The organism is Actinomycetospora rhizophila (assembly GCF_042657905.1).
In the GTDB taxonomy this organism is placed as follows: domain Bacteria; phylum Actinomycetota; class Actinomycetes; order Mycobacteriales; family Pseudonocardiaceae; genus Actinomycetospora; species Actinomycetospora rhizophila.
Genome location: NZ_JBHSKG010000004.1, coordinates 126,202 through 142,072, shown reverse-complemented (window position 1 = coordinate 142,072; position 15,871 = coordinate 126,202). Strand labels below are relative to the sequence as shown.

The following is a 15,871-nucleotide window of genomic DNA, read 5'->3' as shown; positions in this document are numbered from 1 at the left end:
ATGCAGAACCCGTCCGACCAGGTCCGGGCCGCCGAGGAGACCCCCCGGGGCTACGGCTCGATGAAGCGCAAGGAGGACGCGCGCTTCGTCCGTGGCCGCGGGCAGTACGTCGACGACATCGTGCTGCCCCGGATGCTCCACGGGGCGGTGCTGCGCAGCCCGCTGGCGCACGCCCGCATCGTCTCGATCGACACGAGCGCCGCCGAGGCGCACCCGCGGGTGCACGCCGTCATCACCGGCGAGACCCTGGCCGGGCTGGGGCTGGCCTGGATGCCGACGCTGTCGAACGACGTCCAGGCCGTGCTCGCCACCGACAAGGTGCGGTTCCAGGGCCAGGAGGTCGCGTTCGTCGTCGCCGACGACAAGTACACCGCCCGCGACGCCCTTGGGCTCATCGACGTCGAGTACGAGCCCCTGGACCCGGTGATCGACGCGAAGCAGGCCCTCGCCGAGGGCATGCCGGTGATCAGGGACGACAAGGACAAGACCGACAACCACATCTTCGACTGGGAGTCCGGGGACCGGGCCCGGACCGACGCGATCTTCGCCGAGGCCGAGGCCGCGGACGACCAGGTCGTCGTGGTCGAGGACATGCTCTACCCGCGGGTGCACCCCGCGCCGCTGGAGACCTGCGGCTCGATCGCCGACATGGACCCGGTGAGCGGCAAGCTCACGATCTACACCACCACGCAGGCGCCGCACGCGCACCGCACCCTCTACGCGCTGGTCGCCGGCCTGCCCGAGCACAAGCTCCGGGTGGTGTCGCCCGACATCGGCGGCGGCTTCGGCAACAAGGTCGGCATCTACCCGGGCTACGTCTGCTCCATCGTCGGGTCCATCGTCACGGGCCGGCCGGTGAAGTGGATGGAGGACCGCTCCGAGAACCTCATGAGCACCTCCTTCGCCCGCGACTACCACATGCGCGGCGAGGTCGCGGTCACCCGGGACGGGAAGATCCGTGCTGTCCGGGTGCACGTGCTGGCCGACCACGGGGCGTTCAACGGCACCGCCCAGCCGACCGCGTTCCCCGCCGGCTTCTTCGGTGTCTTCACCGGCTCCTACGACCTCGAGGCCGCGCACTGCGGGGTCACCGGCGTCTACACCAACAAGGCGTCGGGCGGCGTGGCGTACGCGTGCTCGTTCCGCATCACCGAGGCGGTCTACCTCATCGAGCGGATGGTCGACGTCGTCGCCCACGACCTCGGGCTCGACCCGGCGGAGCTGCGGATGCGCAACCTCCTGCGCCCCGAGCAGTTCCCCTACGAGACCGCCACGGGATGGGTGTACGACTCCGGCGACTACCCCCGCACCCTGCAGGTGGCCCTGGACAAGGCGGGCTACGGCGATCTCCGCGCCGAGCAGGCCGAGCTGCGCCGCCGCCACGACGCCGGCGAGCGCGTGAAGCTCATGGGCATCGGCCTGAGCTTCTTCACCGAGGCCGTCGGGGCCGGTCCCCGGCGCACGATGGACATCATGGGCCTGGGCATGGCCGACGGCGCCGAGCTGCGGGTGCACCCCACGGGCAAGGCGGTGCTGCGCATCTCGGTGCAGAGCCAGGGCCAGGGCCACGAGACGACGTTCGCCCAGATCGCGGCGAAGGAGCTCGGGATCTCCCCCGACGACGTCGAGGTCGTGCACGGCGACAGCGACCAGACCCCGTTCGGGCTGGGGACCTACGGCTCGCGGTCGACACCGGTGTCCGGGGCGGCGACGGCCATGGTGGCCCGCAAGGTGCGCGAGCGCGCGAAGATCGTCGCGGCCGCGATGATGGAGGTGTCGGTCGAGGACCTGGAGTGGCAGGAGACCGGGCGCTGGCAGGTCGCCGGCGACCCCGACGCGTCGGTGTCGATGGCCGAGATCGCGATGGCCTCGCACTCGAACCTCGAGCTGCCCGAGGGCGTCGAGGGCCACCTGGACGCGACCGTCGTCTACAACCCGCCGAACCTGACCTACCCGTGCGGCGCCTACCTGTGCGTGGTCGACGTCGACCCGGGCACCGGTGACGTCGACGTGCGGCGGTTCGTCGCCGTCGACGACTGCGGGGTGCGGATCAACCCGATGATCGTCGAGGGGCAGGTCCACGGCGGGCTCGCCGACGGCGTGGGGATGGCGCTCATGCAGGGCATCGCGTTCGACCTCGACGGCAACTGCCTCGGCGGCTCGATGATGGACTACCTCCTGCCGACCTCGCTGGAGTGTCCGTCCTGGGAGCTCGGGGAGACGGTGACGCCCTCGCCCCACCACCCGATCGGTGCGAAGGGGGTCGGCGAGTCCGCCACGGTGGGCTCGCCGCCGGCGGTGGTCAACGCGGTGGTCGACGCCCTCGCACCGTTCGGGGTCCGTCACGCCGACATGCCGCTCACACCGGCCGCGGTCTGGTCGGCCGCGCAGGGCCGCCCGCTGCGCACCGACCTCGCGATCACCTGACGTGTCCGGCGGACAGGTTCTCCGTCGCGCCGACGCGCTGCGGGACGCGGGCACGCCGTTCGTGCTCGCCACCGTGGTGCGGGCGGAACGGCCCACCAGCGCGCGGCCCGGTGACCGCGCGCTGGTGCTGCCGGACGGGCATGTCGAGGGGTTCGTCGGGGGCAGCTGCGCGGAGTCCACCGTCCGCGTCGAGGGGTTGCGGCTGCTGCGCGACCGGAGCTCCACGCTCCTGCGGATCACGCCGGGGTCGACTGGTGCCGCCGACGAGCGCGAGGGACTGATCACCGTCGACAACCCCTGCCTCTCCGGCGGGACTCTCGAGATCTTCCTCGAGGCGATGGTGCCGCCGACCGTGGTCCACGTATACGGGGACGCCCCGGTGGCCCGCGCGCTGGTGCGCATCGGGCAGGCGATGGACTACGACGTCCGTGACGACGGCGGCCCGCCCGCGGAGACGGCGGCGGCCGTCGTCGTCGCCTCGCACGGACGCGACGAGGCCGAGGTGCTCACGACGGCCCTGCGGGCGGGGGTGCCGTACGTGGCCCTGGTCGCGAGCCGGACCCGCGGTGCCGCCGTGCTCGGGGCCCTCAACGTCGGTGCGGCCGACCGAGCGCGGGTTTCCACGCCCGCGGGACTCGACCTCGGCGCGACCACGCCCGCCGAGATCGCGCTGTCGATCTACGCCGAGATGGTCGGTGCGCGGGAACGGGTGGCCACGCCGTCACCCGGGGGCCTCCCCGGGGAGGGCTCGGGTCCCATCGGTCCGGCCGTCGACCCGGTGTGCGGGATGACCGTGGCCGGCGCCGCCGCCGACCCCAGCACGATCGTCGACGGGGTGACGTGGTGGTTCTGCGGGTCGGGGTGCCGGCAGGCGTTCGTCGACGACCCCGCCCGGTTCGTCCTCGCCGCGTCCACCCCCGGGACCCCGGCGGGGCGCTCGTGATCCCGGCCGACGTCGGGACCCTGCGCGCCGAGCTCGGCGCGACCGGATACCTCGCCGACGACGGCCTGGCCACCGCGCTGTTCCTGGCGGTCGCGCTGCGCCAGCCGCTCCTGCTCGAGGGCGAGCCCGGTGTGGGGAAGACCCGCGCCGCGCTCGCCCTGGCCGAGGTCCTGGACACGCGGATGTTCCGGCTCCAGTGCTACGAGGGGCTCACGGCCGCCGAGGCGCTCTACGAGTGGAACCACCCGCGCCAGCTGCTCGCGATCCGGCTGGCGGAGAGCCGGGGCGAGGCGCTCGCCGACGACGACCTGTTCGGCGAGGCCTACCTGCTCGCGCGCCCGCTGCTCGCCGCCGTGACCCACCCCGGCCCGCGGCCGGCGGTGCTGCTGATCGACGAGGTCGACCGGGCCGACGACGAGTTCGAGGCCCACCTGCTGGAGCTGCTCGCCGAGGGATCGGTGACCATCCCGGAGCTCGGGACCCGGCACGCGGTGCACCGGCCCGTCGTCGTGCTGACCTCCAACCGCACGCGCGACCTCCACGACGCGCTCAAGCGGCGCTGCCTGCACCACACGATCCCCCACCCGGACACGGCCGCCGTGGAGGCGATCGTGCGGTCGCGCGTGCCCGAGGTCGGCGACGCCCTCGCCGATCAGGTCGCCCGTGCACTGGGCCGGCTCCGCGAGCCGCCGCTGCTCAAGCCCCCCGGGGTCGCCGAGGCGATCGACTGGGCGCACGCGCTGCACGCCCTCGGGGTCACCACGCTCGACGCCGGGTCGGCCGGTCGCACGCTCGGCGCGGTGCTCAAGTACGACGAGGACCGCGAGACCGTCCTCGACGCGGGCCTCGAGGCGGTGGTCGGTGGACGCTGACCTCGCGACCTTCGCGGCGCGGTTCACCGCGGCGCTGCGGCGGGCGGGGATGGCGGTCGACGTCGAGGCGGCCACGCGGTTCGCCGCCGGCGTCGTGGCGGTCCGGCCGAGGCGGGTGAGCGAGCTCTACTGGGTCGCCCGGGTGACGCTGGTGATCGAGCCCGGGACCCTGCCGGCCTTCGACGCGGTGTTCCGTGCGGTGTTCCGGTCGGTGTCCCCCGACCTCACCGACCCTGCGGAGAGCCGCGGTGACCAGCACGCTCCCCCGCCCGTGACTGCCGGCGCGACGCCGCGGGCCGCGCCGGTGGGGGCGACGGCGTCGGTGACGGCCGATCGCTCCATCGGGGGTGACGTCGAGGGCGCCGACCGACAGATCGCGGTGGCCGCGAGCGCCGCCGAGCGCCTGGGCGGGCGGGACTTCGCGGAGCTGACCCCGGCGGAGCTCCGCACGCTCTCGGACGCGATGCGGCGGTTCCGGGTGGCCACCCCACGGCGCCCGTCGCGGCGGTACCGGCCCGCGGCCGACGGGACGTCGGTGGACCTGCGCGCGACGCTGCGCCGGGCCCGTCGCACCGGCGGCCAGCCCGTCGTCCTCGCCCGCCGGACCCGCCGCACCCGGCCCCGGCGCCTCGTCGTGCTCTGCGACATCTCGGGGTCGATGGAGCCCTACGCCCGCGCGCTGCTGCAGCTGCTCTGGTGCGCCCGGGTCTCGGGGCGGGCCGAGGTGTTCACCTTCGCGACGCGCCTCACCCGGCTGACCCCGGTCCTCGCCCGGGGCGGGCAGCCCGCCACGGCGCTCGCCCGGGCCGCTGCCCACGCCCCGGACTGGTCCAGCGGCAGCCGCATCGGCGCCTCGATCGCGGAGTTCTCCCGCCACTGGGGTCGCCGGGGCACGGCGCGGGGTGCGGTGGTGCTGGTGGTCTCCGACGGCTGGGACACCGGGGATCCCGAGGTCCTCGGCCGCGAGATGGCCCGCCTCCGTCGGGTGGCCCACCGGATCGTCTGGGCGAACCCGCGGACGGCGCGCCCCGGCTTCGCTCCCCGCGCCCGTGGCATCGCGGCCGCGTGGCCGCACTGCGACGCCGTCGTCAGTGCCCACCGCCTCGACGCGCTCTCCGAGCTCCTGGACGCCCTGCAGGCCTGACCCTGGCGCGCCCGTCAGCCGGCAGCACGCACGGCCGCGGGGGCGGGCGTGGCCACCGGCACGAACCGCATCGCCTCGTCGTCGACCCGGCTGCGCCGCAGCGACACGGCGTCGACGGCGTAGTTCATCGCCAGGCGCCAGGGCGCGCGCGTGCCCTGCTTGGGCAGCTCGTCGATGGAGCGCTGCACATAGCCGGCACCGAAGTCGAGGAACGGGGCCTCCTCGACCGACGGGTCGCGCTCGGGCACCGCGACCCCGAGGCCGCTCCTCCGCAGGTGGCGCAGGAACCGCACGACGTACTCGGCCACGAGGTCGACCTTGAGCGTCCAGGACGCGTTCGTGTAGCCGATCATGTAGACGAGGTTGGGCACGCCGGAGAGCATCATGCCCTTGTAGGCCATGGTGTCGGGCAGGTGCAGCGCCTCGCCGTCGACGACGAGCTCGGCGCCGCCGAACATCTGGAGGTTCAGGCCGGTGGCCGTGACGACGACGTCCGCCTCGAGCTCGCGTCCGGACGCGAGCCGGATGCCGGTCTCGGTGAACGTCTCGATGGTGTCGGTGACGATCTCCGCGTCGCCGCGGCGGATCGCCCGGAACAGGTCGCCGTCGGGGACCATGCACATCCGCTGGTCCCACGGGTCGTAGCGCGGGTTGAAGTGCGTGTCGACGTCGTAGCCCGCGGGCAGCGCGGCCTGGGTCGCCTTGCGCAGCAGGCCGCGGACGAACCGCGGGAAACGCTGGCTGACCTGGTACAGCGTGATGATCTGGGCGATGTTCTTCGCGCGCGTCAGCGGGTCGGCGACCGCCTTCGGCAGCCATCGCGAGAGGACCTCGGCGACCGCGTCGGTGCGCCCGATCGAGAGCACGTAGCTCGGCGAGCGCTGGAGCTGGGTGACGTGGGCGGCGGCGCCGTCGCCCTGCGTCATCGCCGGCACGAGCGTCACGGCCGTCGCGCCGGAGCCGATCACCACGACGCGCTTCCCGGCGTAGTCGAGCTCGGGGTCCCAGAGCTGCGGGTGCACGACGGTGCCGCCGAAGCGCTCGATGCCCGGCAGATCGGGCGTGTAGCCCTGGTCGTAGCGGTAGTAGCCCGAGCACATGAGCAGGAACGAGCAGGTCAGCGGCGTCCGGCCCGGGATCTCGAGGGTCCAGCGCTGGGCGTCGGAGTCCCAGGACGCGCGCGTGACGCGGTGCCCGTAGCGGATCTTCTCGTCGACGCCGAACTCCTGCGCGGTCTCGCGGACGTACTCCAGGATCGACGGTCCGTCGGCGAGCGCCGTCGCGCTGCTCCACGGCCGGAAGCGGTAGCCGAGGGTGTGCATGTCGGAGTCCGAGCGGATGCCCGGGTAGCGGAAGAGGCTCCACGTGCCGCCGAGATCCTCCCGCGCCTCGAGCACCGCGTAGCGGGTGCCCGGCAGGTCGCGCTCGAGGTGGCAGGCGGTCCCGACCCCGGACAGGCCCGCGCCGACGATGACCACGTCGAGATGCTCGGTACTCACGCGTACCACCGTAGCGGTTGGTACCGTCGCGTACCAGTCACGGTGACCGCGCTCGCTAGTGCGCGGCCTCGTCCCAGGACTTCCCGAAGCCCACCGACACCTCCAGGGGCACGTCGAGCTCGAACGCCGCCCCCATCTCGCGGCGGACCAGCTCGGTGACCGCGTCCTTCTCGTCGGCCGCGACCTCGAGCACGAGCTCGTCGTGCACCTGCAGGAGGATCCGCGAGCGGAAGCCCTCGGCGCGCAGCGCCTGGTGCACCCCGAGCATCGCGACCTTGATGATGTCGGCGGCGCTGCCCTGGATCGGGGCGTTGAGCGCCATCCGCTCGGCCATCTCGCGGCGCTGGCGGTTGTCGCTGGTGAGGTCGGGCAGGTACCGCCGCCGCCCGAGGATCGAGCTGGTGTAGCCGTCCTTGCCGGCCTGGATGACCACCTGGCGCAGGTAGTCGCGCACGCCGCCGAACCGCGCGAAGTACTCCTCCATCAGCTCCTTGGCCTCGTCGGTGGAGATCCGGAGCTGGGCGGAGAGGCCGTACGCGGACAGGCCGTACGCCAGGCCGTAGTTCATCGCCTTGATCTTGGCGCGCTGCGCCGGGTCGACCTCGTCCTCGGCGACCCCGAACACCCGCGCGGCCGTCGCGGAGTGGAAGTCGTAGCCGGACTGGAAGGCCTCGATGAGCGCCTCGTCGCGCGAGAGGTGCGCCATGATGCGCATCTCGATCTGCGAGTAGTCGACGGTCATGAGGTCGGAGAACGCGCCGTCGGCGGAGTCGGAGCCGACGACGAACGTGTCGCGGATGCGCCGGCCCTCGGCGGTGCGCACCGGGATGTTCTGCAGGTTGGGCTCGGTGGAGCTCAGACGCCCGGTGCGCGCGATGGTCTGGTTGAACGTGGTGTGGATGCGCCCGTCGTCGGACAGCGCGTCGAGCAGGCCCTTGACCGTGACCCGCAGCCGCGTCGCGTCGCGGTGCTCCAGCAGGTGCTCCAGGAAGGGGTGCGGGTTCGACTCGTTGAGCGTCTGCAGCGCGTCGGCGTCGGTGGTGTAGCCGGTCTTGGTGCGCTTGGTCTTCGGCATCTCGAGCTCGTCGAACAGCACGACCTGCAGCTGCTTCGGCGACCCGAGGTTGATCTCCTTGCCGATGACGTCGTACGCGGACTGCGCCGCCGCCTGCACCCGCGCGCCGAACTGCGACTCGAGGTCGTGCAGGGCGCTCACGTCGACCGCGACGCCGGCGGCCTCGAGGTCGGCCAGCACCGCGAGCAGCGGCAGCTCGAGCTCGGTGAGCAGCGCGGTGCCCCCGAGCTCGGCGAGGTCGGCGTCGAGCTTGTCGGCGAGGTCGATGACCGCGCGGGCGCGCAGCATCTCGGCCTGCGCGAGCGCGGTGTCGGCCTCCTCCTCGCCGCCGTCGAGGGTGAGCTGCTCGCTGCCGCCGGTCTCCTCCACGCGCAGCTCGCGGCGCAGGTAGCGCAGCGCGAGGTCGGCGAGGTCGAAGCTGCGCTCGCCGGGACGGGCGAGGTAGGCCGCGAGGGCGGTGTCGCTGGTGACCCCGTCCAGCGTCCAGCCGCGGGCCCGCACGGCGTGGATCGGGCCCTTGATCTCGTGGCCGGCCTTCGGCACGTCGACGTCGGCGAGCCACGTCGCCAGCGCCTTCTCGTCGGCCTCGTCCATCGCGTGCACGTCGAGGTAGGCCGACTCGCCGTCGGCGGCCGCGAGGGCGATGCCCTCGAGGTCGCCCGAGCCGTGCGCCCACTGCCCGCGGAACGCGAGGCCGACCCGGCTGCCGTCGCGGGCGTGGTCGGTGAGCCAGTCGGCCACCGCGCCGGTCTCGAGCGCCGACCCGCGGACCTCGAAGCCCTCCTCGGCCTCGGGCTCGGCGGCGGTGAGCGTGGAGAACAGCCGCTCGCGCAGCACCCGGAACTCGAGCTGGTCGAACAGCTGGTGCACCGCGTCGCGGTCCCACTGGCGGACCACGAGGTCGTCGGGGCCCATGCCGATGCCCTCGACGTCGCGGACCAGCTCGGTGAGCTGGCGGTTGAGCACCACCGACGACAGGTGCTCGCGCAGCGCGTCGCCGGCCTTGCCGCGCACCTCGTCCACGCGGTCGACCAGCGCGTCGAGCGAGCCGAACTCGCGGATCCACTTCTGCGCCGTCTTCTCCCCCACGCCCGGGATGCTCGGCAGGTTGTCGCTCGGGTCGCCCCGCAGCGCCGCGAAGTCGGGGTACTGGGCGGGCGTCAGCGTGTAGCGCTCCATGACCTGCTCGGGCGTGTAGCGCACGAGATCGGACACGCCCTTGCGCGGGTAGAGCACGGTGACGTCGTCGGACACCAGCTGGAACGCGTCGCGGTCGCCCGTGCAGATCGACACCGTCATGCCCCGGGCGACCGCCTGGGTGGTGAGCGTGGCGATGAGGTCGTCGGCCTCGTAGCCCTCGACCGCCAGCACCGGGATCGCGAGCGTGGCCAGCACGTCCTTGATGAGGTCGATCTGCCCGCGGAACTCGTCGGGCGTCGAGCTGCGATTGGCCTTGTAGGCCGCGTAGGTCTCGGCCCGGAACGTCTGGCGCGAGACGTCGAACGCCACCGCGAGGTGGGTCGGCTCCTCGTCGCGCAGCAGGTTGATCAGCATCGACGTGAAGCCGTAGACCGCGTTGGTGGTCTGCCCCGTCGTGGTGTTGAAGTTCTCCGTCGGCAGCGCGAAGAACGCGCGGTAGGCCAACGAGTGCCCGTCGAGCAGGAGCAGGCGCCCCCGCCCGCCCGCCGGGGCGTCCGGGACGGTCTCGGGCTGGCCGCTGGCTGACGGAGCGGTGCTGGTCGGAGCCACGGCGCGAGTCTAGGCGCGACCCCCGACACACCCGGGCGGCCCGGGCGGCCGCGACGCGGGCGCCGCCCTACCCTGCGGGAATGACCAGATCCTCCGCTCGTGAGTCGGCCCCCGAGTCCGCCGCGGTCCCCGAGATCGAGGTGCAGTACCCCGACGAGCAGCTCGCTGCGCGGATGGGCATCGAGATCACCGAGTGGACCCGGGACCGGGTCGTCGGCACCATGCCCGTCGCCGGCAACCGCCAGCCCTTCGGCCTGCTGCACGGCGGCGCCAACGGCGTCCTCGCCGAGACCCTCGGCTCGACCGCCGCGGCGATGCACGGCTGGCCCGAACGCCTGCCCGTGGGGCTCGAGCTCAACTGCACCCACCACCGCTCGGCGCTGGGCGGGACGGTCACCGGCGTCTGCACGCCCCTGTCGGTCGGCCGCACGATCGGCACCTTCGAGATCGTGATCACCGACGACGAGGACCGGCGCGTCTGCACCGCCAAGCTCACCTGCGTCTACCGCGACCGCCCGCCGGGGTCGGCGGGCTGAGTTGTCGGCCGGCCGGGTCGGTGTCGAGATCAGGAGCGCGGCGTCCACGTCCGGACCCCGAGCCGGGTGGATGGCGCGCTCCTGATCACCGCGGGCCGGGCGAGCGGCACGTCCCGCAGGCCCGCGAGCCCGATGATCACGCGGAACGTGCCGGTCGCCGCCGCGCACGACACCCCGCGCCGGTGATCAACGGGGACTTCGTCCGCTTAGAAGCAGCGAACGCCACGTTCGCTGCAACCACCCCACCCCACCCCGGCCACCTAGCTCACGCCGAGGTAGGCGTCCTGGATCGTCGGGTCGGCGAGGAGCTCGGCGCCGGTGCCGGAGCGGGTCACCTCGCCGGTCTCGAGGACGTAGGCCTCGTGCGCGAGCCCCAGGGCCTGGGTGGCGTTCTGCTCCACGAGCAGCACGGTCGTGCCCTGGGAGTTGATCTCCTCGATCACCCGGAAGATCTGGGCGATGAACTGCGGGGCGAGACCCATCGACGGCTCGTCGAGCAGCAGCAGCCGCGGGCGGGCCATGAGCGCGCGGCCGATCGCGAGCATCTGCTGCTCGCCGCCCGACAGCGTGCCGCCGGTCTGCGAACGGCGTTCCGCGAGCCGGGGGAACAGCTCGTAGACGCGCTCGAGGTCGGCCGCGAACTCCGGGCTGCGGCGGTCCTTGCGCACGAACGCGCCCATGTCGACGTTCTCGGCCACCGTCATGCCCGGGAAGATGCCGCGGCCCTCGGGCACCTGGCAGATGCCGCGGACCACGCGCAGGTCGGCCCGGATCCTCGTGAGGTCCTCGCCGTCGAAGCGCATCGCGCCCGACTGCAGCCCCAGGATCCCCGAGATCGCCTTCATCGTCGTGGTCTTGCCGGCCCCGTTGGCGCCGATGAGGGCGACGATCTGGCCCTCCTCGACGCGCAGGGTGATCCCCCGCAGCGCCTGGATGCGGCCGTAGGCGACGTTGACGTCGTCGAGCTCGAGCAGGCTCACGACGACTCCTCCCCCGTGCTGGTGGTGGCCCCGGTGCTCGGGGTGCCGTCGGCGTCGACGGCCCCACCGAGGTAGGCCGAGATGACCGCCGGGTCCCGGCGGACGTCGTCGGGCAGTCCGTCGGCGATCTTGCGACCGAAGTCGAGCACCACGAGGCGGTCGGTGACGCCGAGGACGACGCGCATGTCGTGCTCGACGATGACCACGGTGTACCCGTCGTCGCGAATCTTGAGGATCAGCTCGGAGAGCGCGTCCTTCTCGGTCGCCGAGAACCCGGCCGCCGGCTCGTCGAGGCAGAGCACCTTCGGCTCGGTGGCCAGGGCGCGCGCGATCTCGAGACGCCGCTGGTCGCCGTAGGGCAGCGCCGTCGCCTTGTCCGCCGCGCGGTGCGCGATCCCGACGAACTCCAGCAGCGCCATCGCCTTCTCGACGCCCTCGCGCTCCTCGCGGCGGTGGCGCGGGAGGCGCAGCAGCGCGCCCGGGATCGACGTCCGGTGCCGTGCGTCGGTGCCGACGACGACGTTCTCCAGGGCGGTCATCGCCCCGAAGAGCCGGATGTTCTGGAACGTGCGCGCGATGCCGGTCTGGATGATCCGGTAGCGCTTCATCGTCGCGAGCGACCGGCCCTCGAGGCGGATGTCGCCCTCGGACGGCCGGTAGACCCCGGTCATGATGTTGAAGCAGGTGGTCTTGCCCGCGCCGTTGGGCCCGATCAGGCCCAGGATCTCGCCGCGCTTGACGTCGAACGTCACGTCGTCGAGCGCGGTCAGGCCGCCGAAGCGGACCGTCAGCCCGTCCACCGCGAGCAGGGTCTCGCCCATGGCGACACCGATCTCACGGTCCGGGGCGACGGAGCCCGACACCGCGGCGTCGTGCTCGGCGCGCTCCGCGGCGTCCATGTGCTCGAGGTCGGTGAGCAGGCCCTCCCGCGTCGGCTCCCCGGTGGTCATTCGCCACCCCCTCGCGGTGACGTCCCGGCGTGGTCGTCCGGTGTGGTCTCCGGGAGATCGCCCTCCGCCCGCGTCGAGGGTGTCATCCCGCTCGGGCGCACACCGGTCCGCGCGCCGAAGAGCTTCTGGTACGCCTCGCGCCCGTAGGCCAGCAGGTGCTGGCGCATCCCGAGCAGGCCCTGGGGCCGGAACGCCATGAGGACCATCAGGGCGACACCGAACACCAGGAAGCGGTACTGCGGCTCGAACTGGAAGCGGTCCGGGATGTAGGACACCAGGAACGCGCCCACGATGACCCCGACCTTGTTGCCCGCGCCCCCGAGCACGACCGCCGCCAGGTAGAGGATCGACGTCGCGACGTCGAAGCGCTGGTTGTTGACGTAGCCGACCTGCGCGGCGAACAGCGAGCCCGACAGCCCGCCGACCGCGGCACCGATGGCGAACGCCCAGATCTTGAACCGGTAGGTCGGGACGCCGGTCAGCTCGGCGGCGTCCTCGTCCTCGCGCACCGCGATCCAGGCCCGGCCCACCCGCGACCGTTCCAGGTTCCCCATCAGCATCAGCACGATGACGATCAGACAGACCGCCAGCCAGTAGAACCCGAGCACGTCGGTCTGCGTGAACACCGGCGACCCGTCGGGGTAGCTGGCCTCCGGGCGCGCGATGTTCTGGAAGCCGCGGTTGCCGCGCAGCGGGTCGATGTTGTCCGCGAGCAGCCGCACGATCTCGCCGAAGCCCAGCGTCACGATCGCGAGGTAGTCGCCGCGCAGCCGCAGCGTCGGCGTCCCCAGGATGACCCCGGAGATCATCGTGACCAGCATGGCGATCGGGACGATCACCAGCCACGGGTAGCGCACCCCGAGGAGCGAGTCCGGGCTCGAGAGCAGCGCCGTGGTGTAGGCGCCGATCGCGAAGAAGCCCACGTACCCGAGGTCGAGCAGGCCCGCCTGCCCGATCACCACGTTGAGCCCGATGGCGATCAGCGCGAGCACGGCCGCGTTGAACAGCGCGATCGGGAAGTCGGTGGCCGGCTCGGTGGTGATGATCGGCGGGTTGAGCACCGGCAGCCACAGCAGGAACACCACGACGGGGATCAGCAGACCCCACTGCTGGAAGCGGCTGCGCGCGTTCCAGAACGTCGAGATCTGCGACATCCGTTCCCTCATCGATGGTCCAGCTCCGGCAGGCTTCGTGTCCGTCATGCCCGCGACCTCGCCAACGACTCGCCCAGGATGCCGGTCGGCCGGAACATCAGCACGACCACCAGCAGCACGAAGGCCACGATGTCACGCCAGTCGCCGCCGAAGAGGCTCTGTCCGTAGTTCTCGGCCACGCCCAGGATCAGGCCGCCGAGCAGCGCACCGCGCAGGTTGCCGATCCCGCCCAGGACCGCGGCGGTGAACGCCTTGATACCCAGCAGGAAGCCGCCGTTGTAGACCGCGCCCTGCGGGATGGTCATGAGGTAGAAGAGCCCGGCGGCGCCGGCGAGCACCCCGCCGACCAGGAACGTGATCGTGATGACCCGCTCCCGGTTGACGCCCATCAGCGTCGCGGTGTTCGGGTCCTGCGCCACCGCGCGGATGCCGCGGCCGAGGCGGCTGCGGTTCACGAAGGTGTCCGCGACGAAGAACATCGCCAGCGAGGCCAGGAAGATGATGATCTGCAGGTTCGTCACCGGCGCCCCGAAGATCGTGAACGCCGGGGACGGCGGGAGCAGCCGGATCGTGCCTTCGGGGTTCGAGCCCCGCCAGATCCGGATCACCTGCTGGAGCACGAACGAGGCGCCGATCGCGGTGATGAGGAACGCCAGCCGGGGCGCGTTGCGCCGTCGCAGTGGCCGGTAGGCCGTGCGTTCGAGCAGGACCGCGGCGAGGCCCGAGACGGCCATGCCGACCAGCCCGGCGAGGACGAGGTCGACGATGATGAACCCGAGCGGCAGGTCGGGGATCGCGCCGGGCTCGAAGCCGAGCGCGAGGAACGTCAGGTACACCCCGAACACCCCGAGGATGAAGATCTCGGAGTGCGCGAAGTTGATCAGCTGGAGCACGCCGTAGACCAGCGTGTACCCCAGCGCCACCAGCGCGTAGATGCTGCCGTAGGCCAGACCGTTGATCGTGTTGGCCCAGAACCGGTCGATCAGCAGACCGACGTCGAAGTTGATCCAGGGCTCGGTGCTCGCGGCCAACGGTGCCGCGTGTGCGAGTACCGCGAAGGAGGAGATGACGCGCTCCCCGGGGCGTCGGGCGCCCGCAGGGGCGCAGGGGATTCGTGGGGTGTCGCGGGATGGTGCCAGGCGGTGGCGCCCGGGTCACCGACGGCCGCCGGCCGCGCCCCTCCGCGACGATGCGGAGCGGACGCGGCCGGCGGGATCGATCAGATCTGGCTGTCGGTGACGATCTGGTTGCCCTGCACCCGGTACATGTAGACCGGGGTCTGGGTGAGCTCACCGGTCGGGCTCCACTGGAACCGCTTGGTGAGGCCCTGGCCGTTGTAGCTGCGCACGAAGTTCAGCAGCGCCGCCCGGTCGGCCGCGCCACGGTCGATGCCCTGGAGCAGGATCGTCGTGGCGTCGTAGCCCTCGGCCGAGTAGGTCTGCGGCGGGACGCCGAAGGCCTGCCGGTAGGCGTTCGTGAAGTCGGTGAAGCCCTCCTGCGGCACGCACGGGCAGGACAGCAGGGCCCCGTCGGCGGCACCGGCCGCGTTGACGACGAACTGCTCGTCCTTCACGCCGTCCGGACCGATGAACGGGGTCTGCACACCGGCGTCCCGCAGCTGCTGGACCAGCGGCGAGGCCTCCTGGTAGTAGCCCGAGTAGAAGATCGCCTGCGGGTTGGCCTGCTGGACCTGCCCGATGACCGCGGAGAACTCGCGCTGGTTGGTGCGGACGTCCGCCTGGCAGGTGGCTGCCGGGCCGAGCGCCTGGGTCACTTGCTGGGCGAGCCCGATGCCGTAGTCGGAGTCGTCCTTGATGATGCAGACGTTCTGGGCGTTGAGCCGCTGCTGGATGTAGCGGGCGATCGCCGGGCCCTGGACCGCGTCGTTGCCGAGGCCCCGGAAGAAGTTCGTCCACCCGTTGGTGCTCAGCGCCGGGTTGGTGGCCGACGGGGTGATGTTCACGAGGCCGGCGGCGTTGAGGGCCGGGCCGACCGCCCGCGACTCGCCGGAGAACGGCAGGCCGACGATGCCGAGGACCTGCGGGTTGTTGATCACCGCGGTGACCGGGCCGACGGCGGTGTCCGGCGTGCCGCCGGTGTCCGCGCGCACCAGGGTGACCTGGCAGTTCGGGTTCGCCGCGTTGTGCTGGTCGACCGCCAGCTGCACCGCGTTGACGATCGCGATGCCGAGCGCGGCGTTCTGCCCGGCGATGGTGCCCGCGTAGGCGATCGACGTGCCCGGAGCGCAGCGCCCCTGCCCGTCTCCGGCCGGGAGCACCGCATCGGTGGGCTGGCTCGGCGCGCCCGCCTGGGGGCCGCCGCCCTGCTGCTGCCCACCCCCCTGGTTGGCGCAGCCGCTGAGGACCAGCGCCACCGCAGCCACGAGCGCACCCGCGGCTGCGAGCCGTCGTCGGATCACGTCCACCTCCGTCACCTGCCGTCAGGGATCCACGTCGGGTCCGCGTGATCGCTCGCCCGGTCGGGTGTGGAAGGTATAGGCGTGTGCGACGCATCGCGCAAGCGGCTACGCCGTCGTGTTCGC

12 protein-coding genes are annotated in these 15,871 nt (G+C 72.5%); 5 read left to right on the top strand and 7 right to left on the bottom strand.

Features of this window, described 5'->3' with window-relative positions; translation table 11 throughout:
- Genes ACFPK1_RS10060 through ACFPK1_RS10045 form a run of 4 tightly spaced genes read left to right on the top strand, consistent with a single transcriptional unit; the run spans position 1 to position 5,386 of the window.
- Positions 1–2,427: an aerobic carbon-monoxide dehydrogenase large subunit gene (locus tag ACFPK1_RS10060; protein ID WP_378021004.1), complete on the top strand. Its 2,427-nt coding sequence runs from the start codon at positions 1–3 to the stop codon at positions 2,425–2,427.
- A 1-nt stretch (position 2,428) separates the two neighbouring features.
- A complete protein-coding gene (locus tag ACFPK1_RS10055; RefSeq protein WP_378020780.1) occupies positions 2,429–3,370 on the top strand; it encodes an XdhC family protein in 942 nt (313 codons plus the stop codon).
- Positions 3,367–4,242 carry an AAA family ATPase gene (locus tag ACFPK1_RS10050; RefSeq protein WP_378020779.1) on the top strand — a complete coding sequence of 292 codons (876 nt, stop codon included), beginning with the start codon at positions 3,367–3,369 and terminating at the stop codon, positions 4,240–4,242. Before ACFPK1_RS10055 ends, ACFPK1_RS10050 begins: the two co-directional genes overlap by 4 nt.
- Positions 4,232–5,386: a vWA domain-containing protein gene (locus ACFPK1_RS10045; protein WP_378020778.1), complete on the top strand. Its 1,155-nt coding sequence runs from the start codon at positions 4,232–4,234 to the stop codon at positions 5,384–5,386. Before ACFPK1_RS10050 ends, ACFPK1_RS10045 begins: the two co-directional genes overlap by 11 nt.
- Before the next feature lie 14 nt (positions 5,387–5,400).
- Here ACFPK1_RS10045 and ACFPK1_RS10040 read toward each other — a convergent pair whose 3' ends face one another.
- The gene (locus ACFPK1_RS10040) at positions 5,401–6,885 is read right to left on the bottom strand and encodes a flavin-containing monooxygenase (protein ID WP_378020777.1); all 1,485 of its coding nucleotides are present in this window, start codon (positions 6,883–6,885) and stop codon (positions 5,401–5,403) included.
- Positions 6,886–6,940: 55 nt separating this feature from the next.
- Positions 6,941–9,709: a DNA polymerase I gene (polA, locus tag ACFPK1_RS10035; protein ID WP_378020776.1), complete on the bottom strand. Its 2,769-nt coding sequence runs from the start codon at positions 9,707–9,709 to the stop codon at positions 6,941–6,943.
- Positions 9,710–9,789: 80 nt separating this feature from the next.
- Here polA and ACFPK1_RS10030 point away from each other — a divergent pair, with 80 nt between their 5' ends.
- The gene (locus tag ACFPK1_RS10030; protein WP_378020775.1) at positions 9,790–10,245 is read left to right on the top strand and encodes a PaaI family thioesterase; all 456 of its coding nucleotides are present in this window, start codon (positions 9,790–9,792) and stop codon (positions 10,243–10,245) included.
- Between the two features lie 260 nt (positions 10,246–10,505).
- On the opposite strand, the gene ACFPK1_RS10025 is transcribed toward ACFPK1_RS10030, so the two are convergent.
- The 5 genes from ACFPK1_RS10025 to ACFPK1_RS10005 form a co-directional block, all read right to left on the bottom strand.
- Positions 10,506–11,225, bottom strand: coding sequence for an ABC transporter ATP-binding protein (locus tag ACFPK1_RS10025; protein ID WP_378020774.1), 720 nt, complete (start codon positions 11,223–11,225; stop codon positions 10,506–10,508).
- Positions 11,222–12,175, bottom strand: coding sequence for an ABC transporter ATP-binding protein (locus ACFPK1_RS10020; protein WP_378020773.1), 954 nt, complete (start codon positions 12,173–12,175; stop codon positions 11,222–11,224). Before ACFPK1_RS10020 ends, ACFPK1_RS10025 begins: the two co-directional genes overlap by 4 nt.
- Positions 12,172–13,329: a branched-chain amino acid ABC transporter permease gene (locus tag ACFPK1_RS10015; RefSeq protein ID WP_378020772.1), complete on the bottom strand. Its 1,158-nt coding sequence runs from the start codon at positions 13,327–13,329 to the stop codon at positions 12,172–12,174. Before ACFPK1_RS10015 ends, ACFPK1_RS10020 begins: the two co-directional genes overlap by 4 nt.
- Positions 13,330–13,373: 44 nt before the next feature.
- Positions 13,374–14,360: a branched-chain amino acid ABC transporter permease gene (locus tag ACFPK1_RS10010; RefSeq protein ID WP_378020771.1), complete on the bottom strand. Its 987-nt coding sequence runs from the start codon at positions 14,358–14,360 to the stop codon at positions 13,374–13,376.
- Between the two features lie 188 nt (positions 14,361–14,548).
- Complete coding sequence (locus ACFPK1_RS10005; RefSeq protein ID WP_378020770.1) at positions 14,549–15,748, bottom strand: branched-chain amino acid ABC transporter substrate-binding protein; 1,200 nt, start codon at positions 15,746–15,748, stop codon at positions 14,549–14,551.
- Between the last annotated feature and the right edge of the window lie 123 nt (positions 15,749–15,871).